The 15905-nt window shown below is 35.6% G+C and carries 10 protein-coding genes; 3 read left to right on the top strand and 7 right to left on the bottom strand.

The window, feature by feature from the left end; all coding sequences use genetic code 11:
* Nucleotides 1-9: 9 nt before the first annotated feature.
* On the bottom strand, nucleotides 10-1362 hold the full coding sequence (locus MWJ95_RS13495) for a YjiH family protein (protein WP_481817352.1): 1353 nt from the start codon (nucleotides 1360-1362) through the stop codon (nucleotides 10-12).
* Nucleotides 1363-1441: 79 nt separating this feature from the next.
* Nucleotides 1442-3157, bottom strand: coding sequence for a urocanate hydratase (hutU, locus tag MWJ95_RS13490; protein WP_249106017.1), 1716 nt, complete (start codon nucleotides 3155-3157; stop codon nucleotides 1442-1444).
* 279 nt (nucleotides 3158-3436) lie between these two features.
* On the opposite strand from hutU, the gene MWJ95_RS13485 reads away from it, so the two are divergent.
* Nucleotides 3437-5119: a sigma-54 interaction domain-containing protein gene (locus tag MWJ95_RS13485; protein WP_249106014.1), complete on the top strand. Its 1683-nt coding sequence runs from the start codon at nucleotides 3437-3439 to the stop codon at nucleotides 5117-5119.
* A gap of 156 nt (nucleotides 5120-5275) precedes the next feature.
* Here the strand turns inward: MWJ95_RS13485 and MWJ95_RS13480 are convergent, their stop codons facing one another.
* The 5 genes from MWJ95_RS13480 to MWJ95_RS13460 form a co-directional block, all read right to left on the bottom strand.
* Nucleotides 5276-6445 (bottom strand): hypothetical protein, encoded by a 1170-nt coding sequence (locus MWJ95_RS13480; RefSeq protein ID WP_249072594.1) that lies wholly within the window; start codon nucleotides 6443-6445, stop codon nucleotides 5276-5278.
* An 11-nt stretch (nucleotides 6446-6456) separates the two neighbouring features.
* Nucleotides 6457-7635 (bottom strand): amidohydrolase, encoded by a 1179-nt coding sequence (locus MWJ95_RS13475; RefSeq protein WP_249072595.1) that lies wholly within the window; start codon nucleotides 7633-7635, stop codon nucleotides 6457-6459.
* A 586-nt stretch (nucleotides 7636-8221) separates the two neighbouring features.
* Nucleotides 8222-9382 (bottom strand): chromate efflux transporter, encoded by a 1161-nt coding sequence (chrA, locus tag MWJ95_RS13470; RefSeq protein WP_249106010.1) that lies wholly within the window; start codon nucleotides 9380-9382, stop codon nucleotides 8222-8224.
* Nucleotides 9383-9486: 104 nt separating this feature from the next.
* On the bottom strand, nucleotides 9487-10335 hold the full coding sequence (locus MWJ95_RS13465) for a DUF4179 domain-containing protein (protein ID WP_249106008.1): 849 nt from the start codon (nucleotides 10333-10335) through the stop codon (nucleotides 9487-9489).
* Between the two features lie 491 nt (nucleotides 10336-10826).
* A complete protein-coding gene (locus tag MWJ95_RS13460; RefSeq protein ID WP_249106004.1) occupies nucleotides 10827-12017 on the bottom strand; it encodes a DHH family phosphoesterase in 1191 nt (396 codons plus the stop codon).
* Between the two features lie 541 nt (nucleotides 12018-12558).
* On the opposite strand from MWJ95_RS13460, the gene MWJ95_RS13455 reads away from it, so the two are divergent.
* Nucleotides 12559-14208 carry a pyridoxal phosphate-dependent decarboxylase family protein gene (locus tag MWJ95_RS13455; protein WP_249106002.1) on the top strand — a complete coding sequence of 550 codons (1650 nt, stop codon included), beginning with the start codon at nucleotides 12559-12561 and terminating at the stop codon, nucleotides 14206-14208.
* Entirely contained in the window at nucleotides 14186-15883 is a 1698-nt protein-coding gene (locus tag MWJ95_RS13450) for a methyl-accepting chemotaxis protein (protein ID WP_249105999.1), read from the top strand. The genes MWJ95_RS13455 and MWJ95_RS13450 overlap by 23 nt, the downstream gene beginning before the upstream one ends.
* Nucleotides 15884-15905 lie beyond the last annotated feature (22 nt).

The raw sequence follows: 15905 nt of genomic DNA, 5'->3' as shown, positions 1-15905 counted from the left end.
ATCACTCCTTTACAGTAATAAATAGGCGATTGGTGTAACGATAATTAAGGTTAAAACGCTACGTACAAACCATATTCCTATCATTTTACCTAACGAAATCGGAATTTCCGTTGACAAAATGCATGGAATAAGCGCAGAGAAAAAGAGAATAGCAGAAATAGATAAAGTACCTACAATAAAACGTGTTTCGATAGCGCTCTCAACGACTACGAGTGATGGTAAAAACATATCCATTAAATTAACAACTGCTGCCTTTGCAACGATTAATGGCTCAGCAATTTGCAGTAAATATGTTAAAGGCACAAACAAATAAGCTGCATAATCAAAAATGGGTGTATGATTGACAAGCCATAAACCAATAAGACCTACCGACATAATCGTCGGCAAAATACCCATTGCCATCACTAAGCCATCTTTCACATTATCCTTAATGCTTTGCCAGAGGTTCGGAGCTTTTTCAGCAGTCTGCATCGCTTCTCCCCATGCGTGCTGTATACGTTTTTCTTTTACGATTTTCTCCTTATCACCATCCACTTTGTTGTAGTATTCATTACTAATATGACGAATTGGCCAAATACGGACACTAATCGCTGTAACTAAAAAAGTCACTATGAAAGTAATCCAAAAATAAAGATTCCAAATATCCATTAGGTTTAAAGTTTTTGCTACAACAATCATAAAAGTCACAGAAACGGTGGAAAACCCTGTAGCAATAATAACCGCTTCTTTTGTGGTATACTTCCCTTCCTTATAGATCCGGTTTGTAATTAATAACCCAATTGAATAACTACCGACAAAGGATGCCACAGCATCAATGGCAGATCTACCTGGTGTTTTCCAAATTGGGCGCATAATAGGCTGCACTAAAATCCCTACAAATTCTAGTAAGCCATAACCGACAAGCATTGCTAAAAATATGGCGCCAATAGGGACTAAAACGCCAATTGGAGTAAGAAGTGAATTATACCAATAGGGTCCCATATCTTCAGCCAATAACCAGCTAGGCCCAATATTAAAAACAACAAGGACAGAAGCAATAGCACCAATTATTTTTAACGCCGAAATCACCATATCTACTACCGATTTATTCCATGTTTTTTGATAAATAGGATAAATTGCCCCAGCAATAACGATAATCAAAATGTAGTAGACAATCACTGATGAAAACTGTGTACGGATAAACGTCACTAAGTGATCAAGTGGAATTGTCTTTTTTCCATTTAACGTTATGGAGATAAAGAACATAAATATACCAAATAAGCTAAAGCCAAAAAATTTATAGACCGCTGATTTCGAATAAATAGGAGGTATTTTTTCTAGCATATTGTCAAAATCCAATGGCGTTGATTCAGCTTTTTTCATGTGTTGTCACCCTTTTCTTATATAAAATGAGGCCAGATACATTTTTACATATTGCATCGGCCTCTGTTGATTCACCACTTCACACTTGTACTTTGACTAAATCTTTTGGTCCAAAGGTTGCAGTTGGCTCCCACCATAATGGGATTTTAATACTTTCATCAGTTAATTTTCCTTTACCATTCGCTACATCTTTTGCAGTCTCATAACCCGCCTGAGCATGACGTACAACACCAATTCCTGAATCCACTGTCATCGCTACTTCCAAACGCATATCAGATTCATCCGTACCATCCGCAATCATCGTTACACCTGTATGAACGGCTTCACCCATTGAATAGTTGGCTTGAAGTGCAATTAAATCACACATGCCTACTGCATTGAGTAAGCCATTTAACACCGGCCAATCAGAAATTAAATCGCCTCCATCCTTCATATTTTCTGATTCAAACGTTGGATTCACAATCGAACCGGAATCCAAATTATCGCGAGAAAACGCTACAGGACCACTTAACTCTCCTCGACGAATCATATCATTTACTTCTAAAGCAAATTTTTTACGTTGTCCAAAGCCCATATAACAAATACGCGCTGGTAGAGCTTCAATTGGAATATGCTGCTTCGCTAGCTTAATCCAACGTGTGACAAGTAAATCGTCATTAAATTTATCTAAAATCATATCATCTATTTTGCGTAAATCTTCTGGATCCCCTGACATACAAATCCAACGGAATGGTCCTCGCCCTTCACAGAATAACGGACGTATATACTCAGCTACAAACCCCGGTAATCGTTTAGCCTCTTTTTCATCAAATCCTGCATCGATACATTCTTTACGAATACTTGTCCCATATTCAAACGAATGAACGCCTCGATCTAAGAAAGCAATTAATGCTTTTAACTCACGAATCATTGTTGTTCTTGCTTCTTTTAAATACTCGAGGCGATCCCGATCTCGCAATGCCTCAGCCTCTTCTACAGTGTAACCTGCCGGGAGGTATGCGATTGGATCATGTGCAGGGGTCATAGACGTTGCTATATCTGGTAAGAAATCAATTTTTAATGCTTGCTCAAAAATATCCGCTGCATTTCCTACTACAGCAATCCCTAATGCTTCTCCAGCTGCTGCTTTTTTCTTTGCAAGTTCAATCGCCTCTTCTAATGAATTAACAACTACATCGATAAAACCCTTTTCGATACGACGATTAATGATTTCAATATTGGAATCACACAAAATTGCAACACCACCATGCATTGTCATTGCTCGTGTTTGGTTGCCCCCCATCCCCCCTGCACCAGCTGTTAATAAGATTTTCCCTACAAGTGAATCACTATAATGGAGTCTAGCTATTGCGGATAACGTTTCAAATGTTCCTTGAATAACCCCTTGAGTGCCAATATATTCCCAAGGTGCAGCTGTATAATTAGCATACATAGTTAAATTCTTCTCTTGTAAATCGTAAAATGTTGGCCAATCTGCTTTCATAATATTTGTAGTAGCCATTACAACAGTAGGTGCGTATTTATGCGTTTTAAAGACTGCCACTGGCATACCTGATTGCACTACTAGTGTTTCGTCATCCTCTAAATTTTTCAGGGAATCCACAATTGCATGATAAGACTCCCAGTTTCGAGCTGCCTTTCCAATACCCCCGTAAATCACCAATTCTTCAGGTTTTTCAGCATTTTCCATATTATTTTCTAACATTCTTAAAATAACTTCTTGGCGCCAGCCTTTGCATCGTAATGTGTTTCCACGCTGAGCCTTTACTGAATATAAAATTTCTGGTTTTGTCATTTAAAACTCCTCCTTTTTTCCTTACACACTTAAATAAAGCAAATAACGTGCCAACTTTAAAATTACCCTTTTAAAAAGCGAGAACAATGCTATTTATAGAGTAGATTTTTAAAACATCTAGATCTAAACGCTCCCATACTACTTTAAATAAGCGCAGATACATTTTGCATCATTTCTTTTTTCTGTATTTTGTTTCTATTCAGAAAATATATATGGTAGGATGTATGGAAACGCAGATAATTTTTGCATGCAAAATAACGCGAGAAAGAAGGTTTTTGTATGAGAGAAGAATTAAAACGTTTTTCAAAAATATTTGGCGCAAATATCATTGCATTAGATAGTACTTTCCAAGTTATATGGTGGCATTTCAACGATGGTATCTCATTAAATTTAAAAGTTGATGTGCCCTTAGATACAATAATGGACATTGATTTAATGTTATTTCACCAACCGCAACGGTTACAAATTCAAGAGCAACATCTATCATTTACAATAGAACCCTTCTATTTAACAGAACAATTTTATTTCATATTAGTTGAGAACTTCGTAGATTTTCAGCATTCATTACAAAATAAAGTCTTTGTATTAGAAGAAATTATTGAACATTTAGATGAAGGTATTATCGTAAGTAATAAAGAGGGTGACATTATATATTACAATGAGGCACTTGCTAAAATGGAGGAGCATAAAAAAGAGGATATGCTTGGAAGGAAACTTTGGGATGCTTATAATTATCAAGATCGCCGGCTATCAGAACATAATCATATTTTAAAGACAGCAAAACCAATTTATACTAAGTACCGTGCTCATGCTTATTCTGAAAATGAACCTAAATTTGTAGGCTATAGTTCCTTCCCTATTCAAAAAGATAACCAAACAATCGGTGTATTTTCGATCACACACACAGAAACCAGCTTACGAAATCAATTGCGCCAAACTCTAGATTCGAGGCACCAAACAATGGAAGTGCCAGAAGTTGTGAAACGGAACAATGGCACTATTTATACATTCCAAGATATTAAAGGCAACAGTCAGGAACTCCAGCAAACCATTATTGAGGCCAAAAATATCTCGATTTACAATACCGATACACTAATCGTTGGCGAAACAGGTACAGGTAAAGAATTATTTGCACAGAGTATGCATAATTTAAGTCCTCGAGTAGCGAAGCCCTTTGTAGCGATTAACTGCGCAGCTATTCCACCAACACTATTAGAGAGTACATTATTCGGCTCTGTAAAAGGTGCTTTCACTGGTGCTACTACTCAAGAAGGTCTTTTTGAATATGCAAAAGATGGAACACTTTTCCTAGATGAGATTAATTCACTCCCAATGGAACTTCAATCTAAATTAATGCGTGTCTTACAAGAAAGAGCCGTTAGACGCGTCGGTAGTAATACCCTAATTCCAATCAATTGTACAGTCATTAGTGCATCTAATGAGGATCCCGAACTACTAACAGCGAATGACCGAATGCGTCTTGACTTATTTTATCGTATTGCTCATTCAAGTGTTTACATCCCTCCATTACGGGAAAGACCAGAGGATGTTCTTTTTTTTATCCAACACTTTTTACATAAAAATGTTCTTAAATATATGAAATCAGACTTAACGATAAAACCCGAGCTCTACAAAATACTTGTAGATTACGATTGGCCAGGGAATGTCCGTGAGCTAGAACACTTAATTGAGAATCTTGTAATACATGCAAATTCAGAAAGTAGTATTACAGAAGATATGCTACCGCGTTATCTAAAAAATAAACTATCGATGAAGCCTACTACTTCAAATAAAAGGCCCTTCAAAACACTCATGCATACTAACGAAGAACAATATATTCGAGAGGTTTTAAAACAGTGTGGAGGGAATATTTCAGCTGCAGCAAAGCAATTAAATATTTCCCGTCAATCTCTGCAGTATCATATGAAGAAGCTAGCTATTCGTAAAGAAGATCTCATTTAATAATTGACCGATAACTCTATTCGTAACAAAAAGGCTGTCCAAATTATATGCTTGATCATAAAATTGGGCAGCCTAGTTATGATTTTATGTCTCATTCCTTCATTAAAATCTATGCAGTGTAAAGTTCATTTGAAAAATTATCGACTACTACTCTCTTTATATTGTTTTAATTAATATACTTGCAATAACAACACTTCCCAAGGTTACAGTTGTAAATCCTCCAACAAGCATTGGCGTCAAAATTTCATTGAAGATTTTTTTCTGTTCTTCTTCTGTTTCACCAATACTTCGACTTACTTCCTCACAGACAATGTAATCTCCTGGAAAACCAAATGTTGCCGTCAACGCTACCGGTATTCCTAAATAAAAATCCCACTTAAATAGTTTTGATCCTATAAAACCACCTAAAATAATTCCTAGTATTCCTATACTAAGAATTGTTATAACCGCAGGCAAATTTTCGACAAACATATTGAACGTAATATCATTCATCATTCCTAAAACAATAAAAATAATCCCAGCCATACCAACTGTAAAACTATTTGATTTTTCCATCACTCGCTCAGGATAAAATTTCACTAATCGACCAATCATACCAATTGCTAACCCCCATAAACTATAAGGGATTCCTGTCACTTTGGATAAGGCAACTGCAAGCGACCCTCCGATAAATAACATGAACAATAGTACTAACGATGTCTGATATTTTTTAGGAATGATTAATTTCTCTTCTTCATCATTTTGGAACGAGACAATATCAGATGCTACAAATGAACCACTATGGATTTGCTTACGGATTTTCATTGCATGTTTCCGTAACAAAAGATTGGCTAGTGGGATTCCTATAAATGATTGGAAAGCCATTATTAATGCAGGAATTGTAAGTAAACTAACTAAGCCTAACTCTTTTAATCCTTCGGAAGTAATCAAAACAGCAATAATTCCGCCATTTAAAGGGCCTGTTCCAGCAACTGCTGTTTGATAGTCAAAAAAGAAGGTAACAATCGTTAAGATAAAGAGTGAGGCAAAAAGCATACCCATTATTGCAATAGCAACAGCCTTCCATTGCAAGCGAATCATTTTTAGTGGTATTAAAGTTCCCATATGGACTAAGATTAGTGCTGTACCTAATAGAGATCCTACAGTTAAAAATGTAGAGTTAGCAATTAAATCCTTCGGAAAAATTCCCAACCATAGTAAGACCAAATATCCCATCATTGCTACAAAAAGCATCGGTACTCTCGCCTTGCTAATAATTGAAAGGATTTCTCCCAGTGCGACTAACCCTAGAATAATCATTGCTGCAATTATAGGTTCTTGAAACATTTTATCCTCCCTTAAGCATTTATTGTTAGAGCTGTATTAATTAGCACTTTCAAGCCAACTGCTAAAGATTCTTCATTAATAGCAAATTTAGGATGATGATGCGGATAAATTAATGATTCGTCCTCCACAGCTGCACCGACTCCTATAAATACACCGGGAACTTGCGTTAAAAATGCCGAAAAATCTTCTCCTCCCATGAACGGATCAATGTGTAAAATATAATCTGGCCCCATATTTTTTTCAATAATATCTTCCACCAATAAAGTCAACTGCTCATCGTTTACGACAGAAGAATAACCATAATTATATTTGAATTTATAATCAGCACTATGTACTGCGGTTAAATGTTTTACTTGAAGTTCTATTTGTTCTGCAATTAACTCTCTAACTTCCTGCGAGTATGTTCGTACACTACCACCTAGCAATAAGCGATCAGGAATGATATTTTTAGCGCTTCCCGCATTAAACTCTGTTACTGCTAAGACAGCACGTTCTTTCGCATCTACCTTTTGAGGAACAATTTGATGCAATAGATTGGTTATTTGTGCGCCAATTAAAATAGGATTTACAGAATCCTGTGGCTGAGAAGAATGCCCGCCCTTTCCAATAATCTCAAGCTCAAACGTATCAGAATTTGCGGTAAAAGGACCTGAACAGATACCTATTTTTCCTGTAGGGAGCATTGAGAATAAATGTAATCCTATAATTTGATCGACACCTTCTAACACACCTACCGACACCATTTCCTTTGCTCCGCCCGGAAATACTTCCTCGGCATGCTGAAATATAAAGCGAATCTCTCCTTTTATACTATTTTTCAAAGTAGACAAAATTTTTGCAGCGCCCAGTAGCATTGCTGTATGTCCATCATGTCCACAAGCATGCATTACATCCGGCACTTTAGAAGTGAATGGCAAATTCGTTTCTTCTTGAATAGGTAGTGCATCCATATCTGCTCTTAAAGCCAAACAATTTCCAGGTAGATTACCTTTTAAAATAGCTAAGACACTTGTTTTCGTTGGTCTAGAAACCTCTAAATTCTCAAAAGAGTTCAATTGATTATAAACGAAATCAGATGTCGCATATTCCTGATAAGACAATTCAGGATTTTCATGTAAATATCTTCTCCACTCAATAACTTGCGATACCATTTGCTCAATTTCTCCAGTAACGGTTAAAATGTTAGCCATATGATTTCTCCCCTTTTATTATGATAATGTTGTTCACACTACTTCACACAAAGTGCAATGAAACTAAATTAGTCGATTAACTCTCTTCTGTAAACAGATTATTCAGAAAATTATGTCGAAACCCTCGACCTTACCGTTTTCTATTTCTCCCGTTCAATCCCACTCTTCCTTCACCTTTTTATAAACACAAATTTTTACTACGGTAGATAAAAAGATTCCTAGTTTAAGCATCCCTCCTTTTCCCTTTATTCTTTAGTTGTGCAAATTACATGCCAACTTTTCAAAATCAATTAAAAATAATAAGATTATTGTCTAAAAAAGAGCTTTCATAAGCTATTAATCAGTTTTATATCAAGTGTAGCTTTTCAAGTTAGCAGATAAAAAAACGCAGATAATTTTTGCATCATTATGTTTAATGTCATGTAAGTTTTAGTTAAATATTGCTCTAGTAAGCTTTTCTGTTATGCAGATAATTTTTGCATGCAAAATTAAAAGAAACTAGTTTTGCATCAGCGAATACGACGCTTTGCAATCACTAGTTCTCAGTACCCGTTATGATATTTGATTAGAGACTCAATGATTGATTTTAATAAAAAACAATGCCCACTATAACACCTATTATTACAAGTAAATAAGGAGGCATCTTCCAACGCATCAAGTACCATAAAAAAAAGACCGCAATTACTATGTCTAGACCATTTTGAATGCTCTGTATGACAATCGGTTGTATAAAAGCTGCAGCTAATAATCCAACAACTGCTGCATTTGCACCAGCCATCGCCCCTCTTAATCCAGCAAAACGATTAAGAGCTAGCCAAAATGGCATTGCCCCTACTAGTAGCAAAAATGCCGGTAAAAAAATGGCGAACGTAGCGATCATGGCCCCAGGTACTCCAGCTATGACCATACCTATGTAGGAAGCAAATGTAAATAACGGACCTGGGACTGCCTGCGTCATTCCATACCCTGCTAAAAAATCTGACGAACTCATTAATCCACTTTGGACAAATTGTGTCTCTAGTAAAGGCAATACGACATGGCCTCCGCCAAACACTAATGCACCAGATAGATAAAACTTTTCAATGATCGTAAACCATTCATTTTGAATAAGTGGACTGGCCATTGGTAAACCGATAAGAAGTATAACAAACAGCGTTAAATAATAGCCCCCTGTCGTTTTTGAAATAGGCCTAACCATTTCTTTTGGGTCATCTCTTTGATGGATCTTCTTAAAAAATCGATAGCCTATAAGAGAAGCAACGATAATAGTCGTTACTTGAGCAAGTGGATGGACCCAAAAAAGAACTATGACAAAAGCCAAGGAAGCGATTATAAAATGGCGAATGCTAGGGATTAATTTTTTTGACATATCCAAAATAGCTTGCGCTACAATTGCAACAGCTACCAATTTCAAGCCATGCGTCCAGCCCATATCTAGCCCTGTGTATGAAGAATAATACGCAAATGCCATCAGCAGCAAAACTGATGGCATTGTAAAACCAAGAAATGCCACAATGCTCCCGAATATACCGCCCCTTAATAAACCGATGCCCATTCCTACCTGACTCGATGCTGGCCCAGGTAAAAATTGACTGAGTGCAACAAGCTGACTGTAGTCATCATCAGATAACCATTTACGCTTTTGAACATATTCATTTTGAAAATACCCTAAATGTGCAGTAGGACCTCCAAAAGATGTACAACCTAATTTAAGCGAAATGAAAAAGATCTCCCAAAACTTTCTCAATATCTCCAACTACTTTCCTTATCATATATTTTCATATTACAGGAGAGAAGTTTCCATTTGGTTTAAGATATTGTAAAGTTTTTCAAAAAATCGAACGGGATTTTTTACGAATCTCCAATTTTAATGGCAGAGCCAAGCTCACTGCCATTTGCGGCAATCGGAATTAGTTCATAGCTCTTTCCTGTTAAATATAATGCATCGAGTCGGACACCCCACTTCGTATACTCTTCATTTAAAGGATACGCTAAATTAAAAGGCCAAGATTCCCCTGTTGCTGATTGTATTTTAAAATGTAATGCTTCATTTAACAGGCTATTTTCAGAAGAAAAGTAAATCGTTGTTGATATTGGTGTAGATACAACTTTTTCTATTGTTATTTCCTGACCATCCAACAGCTTCACTTTTTTCTCAACAGGGAAAATCTTTCTATCTTCTTGTAATTGCTCTTGTGAAGCTTCTACTTGAAATTCCCACGGCTCATCAATCTTTTTTTCCCCGTTCCAATCGTTATAACGAATATCTAAATTTAACGTTTGTTCCTCTGGAAGCTCACTTAACTTCACACTACTATAAATTGTATAGGTTTTATCGGATTGTTGAATGGACTGCCCTCCATTTCTAACCGTGAACTCTTTTCCATTCACAAAAACTTGTGGGAAGAAAAAAATTTGATAGTCGAAATTCAAGTCCTTTACTGGCTTAAAGGTAGCATTCAATAATATTTGGTTATCATCAATTATTATTTCATTTAACGTTAAACGACCAAGACTAGTTTCAGTCGTTTTACCGACAACTGTTTTGTAGGCATCAAAATTCAAATCCTTATTAAATAAAAAATAAAAAACAAGTACACAAGTAGCTACTATTAAAAGCAATACTACAATAAACCATATTTTCCGTCCTCGATTTACCTTAGGCTGACTTTCACTAAGAAGCATATCATTGGACATCATGTACACCTCATTTTAAGAAAGTATGTCTACATCCATTTCGCCTTGGCGTAATGAATGAAGATAATTGCTTTTTATTTATTGTAGTTTTCAGTTGAACATTATATAACCTCTAACGATGTCTAGGTTTGGCTGATTTCGCTATGTATGTAAAGGAATAATGTCTATTCCTTTACTATTGTTAAAAAACTCGAAGAACAAAATGATCAAGAAAATATTGGTGATTGTTTCTACACAGAAGTGAGAATATATATGTTTCTAAGGTCTGGCTTTCCAGAGTGCAAACTTCAACCCACTTTCTTCGCTTATGTTGTTGTTGTCGCTCGAGCCTTCGCACAAAACACATCTTGTTGAAGTTTCGTTTTATCACTAGCGACATGCCTGAAGATATATGCTATGTTAAGCGGTTGATCTCCGTTCCGACTGGACGCCCCCAGGAAAGCGCCCAGTCGGAACGGAGATCAACCACCCGTTTTGCCGTAGATCTATATCCCTTACTCTTGGTGTCGAACCTTTTTGGCCTCTTCCATTAAATAATCTACAAACAACTCATCTTTAACCAACCATGCTTGATAATTTCTTTTTAAAAACCATTCCGCTTCATAAAAACTTGTAAAGATTTGATCTAATGGCAGTTTGTTTTTTTCAATTACCCAATCTAAATCACTTATTGAATATAGGAGGAAAAATTCTTCCTTAAGGTTTTTATACATTGTCCCAAAAGAAGAAAACCTTAAATTATAGCGATTTCGTTTCGCATCCTCTGGTATTGGATCTATATGAAATGTTTGAGCCACATACTGCTCATAAGCTTCATCTGTCAAAGAGCAACCAGCTGCCTTTTGATGTCCTCCCCCTCCGAATTGTGCTGCAATTGCCGAAACATCTATGTGATCATGAATTGTACGAAAGGATATTTTTTTGCCACCCATATTTAATATTGCTATAAAATCAAGGTGTACATTTTCTTTTCCTAATTCATTACCCAGCTCTGAATGATACGATTCTGCATAAACCACACCTGTAAAGTATTCGCCTATCGATGTTTGCACTAGCTCTCTTTTTTTTCGACGGATATACCGTTCTACTTTCTCTTCTTCCATACTCAAAATTTTCTTTTCAAATTCATCAAAATCAAAATGTTCGCTTGTTTTTAAACGGTGAAGCATTTTTTCTTCAAATTCCTCAATGGATACTAAAAAAAAGAGAGCATTCAGCCGGCGAGCTTGCTGATTATCATTCTTTTCCCATTCCCATGTATCATACTGTCTCACTAACTCTACAAAATCTGTAATGGCATTCGTTTGTTCTAAATATCCATGGGCAACAAGATACTGATAAAATAAAGACGTTGCTGATGTTAAATAGCCATCTTCACCTTCTATTATTACTTTACCCCATTCATAATCGTTCAAATGATAAGCTGTTTTATGATGATCAATCAGTTGAACATTGCCAGTCGCGGTATAATAATCATTTAATCTCTTTTCATTTTCCTCGTTTGGAGATAAATCTGTAATAAACAGAAATGTATCCTGTTGGTTATTGTCTAAAAAATACTCAATTTCACGATCTAGCGATGAAATTGAATTGTACTTTACTTTTACTTGGTCTTGAAAGGCAAGCTTGGCCAAAATCCCACAGCCTACCCCATCTAAATCATTATGCGATAGCAATTTATACATTTTTTCACCTCTACAGTAGTATGGTTTATCATTGTAAAAATTATCAGTATTGTAAGGCGTATGAATGATTGCATGGAAATTAGCACCTGATTTATATCTAGATATTATTCAACCAGGCTCTTTTATCTGCTGCATCTTATATAAAATGATATAGAATTAAATTGCAGCACTAGAAGTTTTTATTCCTAATAGTCATAAAGCATTAAAATATTCACGTTCAATAAAATTATTATTTTCATAATAATTAATATTTAAAAATTCACTACCACATTACACTCCTTCATCATTCTCTTTTCAACAATTCATAAAAAAAGTTATAAACATCCTTTAGAAATCAACATTTTCGAATATAATCTATGACAATATTTCTTCCTATATTTAGCTTTAATACAAATCAGATTATTTAGAACTAACTGAAATTAATTATCCTATAAAATATAAATTCATTTTTTACTATAATATGTTATTATAATTTTGGTAAAACTACCTATTTTTTAGGAATAAAATATAAAGGAAAAATGAACTAAAAAGGAAGATGTATATGAAAAAAATCCAACAATTATTCCAAAGTGAAGATGGAAATATCGAACAAAGAGAGAGTTTTTTAGCCCTATTGGAGAAAATTGTTTCATCATTGGATGCGTTAAAAAACACAAAAACAACAACTCTCGGACCAATGAAAGAGCGCTCTGACAATTTCTATAAAGAGTTAATGCAAGAAAATGATGTACCAACTTCGGGTGTAGGACTTGAACAAGTTGTGAATGAATTAACACAATTGATGCAAGGGCATCCTTACCATACACGCAACTTTGTAACGAACGTTTTACCAATGGCTAGCATTCCCGGAATATTAGGACAATTCACAAATGCTCTGCTTAACGGCAACAATCTATGGGATGTATACGGACCTGCTGCTGCTGAATGTGAAGTAAAAGTAGTCGCAATGATGTCGAAGTTAGTTGGCTACGACTATACACAAAGCTTTGGTTACACAACTTGGGGTGGACAAGGAGCTGTCTTCAGTGGACTTCGTCTTGCCATCGCTAAACAATTCCCTAACGCTAAAGAAGATGGCGTACCGAATAATTTATATTGCTTCGCTTCAGAAAATGCTCATTACAGCTTATTAAAATCTATTGAAGCAGTCGGCATTGGTAGCAAGCATTTAATTCGTGTGAAAGCTGGAAAAGACCATTCTATGGATATTGATGACCTACGAGTACGTATGACTGAAGTTATCGAAAATGGTGGCATTCCCGTGTATGTAGTTGCTACAACAGGCGCTACCGATCAGTTTGCCATTGATGATGTACAAGCAATCAAAAAAGTTACCACTGACCTTGAAGAAAAGTATTCCTTAAAATCTATACATATTCATGCCGATTCAGCTTTAGGTGGTTTTTATGCCTTTTTCAATGATTACGACTTCAAGGCAAATTCACTTCAGTTAGAGCCTAATGTTTTACAAGCATTACAACAAATTAGAGAACGTATGCAATACCTCCCTATTGCAGATAGTCTTTGCTTCGATTTCCAAAAGCTTGGTCAAACACCGTATTTAACAAGCTTATTCTTAATAAAAGAAGGCAAGCATTTACAGTTATTAGATATCGATGACTTCGACACACCTTATGTAGGTAATCGCGGCTATGGTTCTTATCATACAGGTTATACATTAGAGTGCTCTCGTATGGGTAGTTCAATTGCTATTTATGCTGCATTACAAGCGTTTGGTAAAGAAGGCTACCAACAAATATTAGCAAATTATGTGCGTGTAAATTTAGCGTTCCGTGCGCAGTTAGCTGAGAAAACACCAATGTTACAAGTAGTCAATGAGTCTAATATTGGACCAGTTACAGCATTCCGTTTTTATCCTGAAGGCTTGAATTGGGAATCTGAACAATCAGGTAGCTATACACAAGACCAGATTGAATATATTAATGGTCTTAACGCTTCTTTATTCGAAATTATAGGAGAAGGTCGCGACGAAGTATTTTTCGGTGATACGACACGTGTTTGTACTGTCAGCACTAGCGATACTAAACAACAACTTCCAGTCGCTGCTGCAAAATTCTTTTCAATCTCTCCTTATACAGAGACTGAACATATTAGTGATATGATTCATTTCTTACAACAAAAGGTGAAAGTATTGGAGGCTGCTAAAGTTGAATATAGCCAAAAAATTTAAAAGTTCTTTACTCTATAAATATATTGCAAGTTTTACTATTCCCATTGCTATTATTTCGGTAATATTTAGTATCGTATTATTTATTTTTTCTTATCAGATTATCGATAATTTTGTTATTAAACAATTTGAGTCTTCATTAGAGATTGTATCTCAAACAATTTTTGATGATCTAAACAAAGAAGATGTCAAAGCTGCAGATAACGGTGATAAGAAAAAATATGAAGAAATATTAAATGAATTAAATGAAACAATTGAAGAGTATGATATTCAAAATGCTTTTGTTATATCGCGTGCAAATGGCAAAGAACATATTGTGGCATTAAGTAAGAAAGATGACTATCAAGAGGATTATGTTTTTAGTAATGACATGAATGAAGCGTTAAATACTGGAAGCGCTCAAATTAGTGATATTTATAAAGATGAATACGGTATTCATAAATCGATTTTTATACCATTTAAAGATACTGATATTCTTTTTGGTTTAGATATGGACGCCTCCTTCATTTCTAAACTGCAAACTAAGACTCTTTGGACTTGTATCATTATGACCGTGATGTTTTTGATATTCGGTATTATTGTGGCTTACTTCATTAGTAAAAGCATCATAAAACCAATTAAAAATATGACGAACTATGTTGGTAAGGTGGCACAAGGAGACTTAGCTGTTGAATCCCTTCAAATAAAGGGTTCCAATGAAATTGCACAGCTTTCTGAGGGCATTGAAAATATGACAGAAGACTTACGCTCACTTATTCAGCAAATTGCTGAAAATGCTGAGCAAGTAGCTGCGATGTCTGAAGAGTTATCGGCAAGTTCTGAGCAAACAAGTGCCTCTATACAACAAATAACATCTTCCATGCAAGAAGTAGCTGCTGGGTCAGATAAACAGACTTCCTCTATTGAAGAGGTAGAAAGTAATATTACGACAATCTCCACAAAGATGTCTGAAGTTGTATCAAGCGTTAATGATGTCACTACAAAAGCATTTAGTGCATCTTCTATTTCAGAAAAAAGTAATACGACGATTCAAAGTGCTACAGAAAAGATGGTTGTCACATCTAATGCTATTCAAGAGACATCAGAGGTTGTGAAACGTTTAAACACTTACTCAAATGAGATTGGCGACATTGTAACCTTAATTAATGAAATTACAGATCAAACAAATTTACTCGCTTTAAATGCATCTATAGAAGCAGCACGTGCCGGTGAGCATGGAAAAGGCTTTGCGGTTGTAGCCGAAGAAGTACGTAAACTTGCTGACCAATCATTAGCAGCAACTAACAGTATTCGGACACGTATTGAAACGATTAAAGAAGAATCTGTGCAAGCTGTGAAATCTATGGAAATTAGTAGTAGTAACCTTGCAGAAAGCTCAACTACTTTTAATGAATCCGGTGAAGCCTTTAAAGAAATATATTCGCATATTACTTCACTTACTCAAGAAATGGATTCTGTTAATAACATCATTTCAAGTATTAATGATGGCGTTAATAGCATTGCAATTTCAGTAGAGGAAGTTGGTGTTGTAGCCGTTCAATCATCTGGAAACATTCAAAATGTGGCTGCCGCTTCCGAAGAGCAATCAGCTAGTATTGAAGAGATTACTGCGTCTTCAAATAATTTAGCTGAGATGGCGCAGCAACTTCGAAATATTATACAAAAATTTCAGCTATAAGAAAAACTAATCACAAAAATCC

The sequence above is a fragment of the Lysinibacillus sp. Bpr_S20 genome, assembly GCF_023337835.1.
Lineage (GTDB): Bacteria > Bacillota > Bacilli > Bacillales_A > Planococcaceae > Lysinibacillus.
The sequence above is the reverse complement of the archived record's forward strand: the minus strand, read 5'-3'. Positions and strand labels throughout refer to the sequence as shown.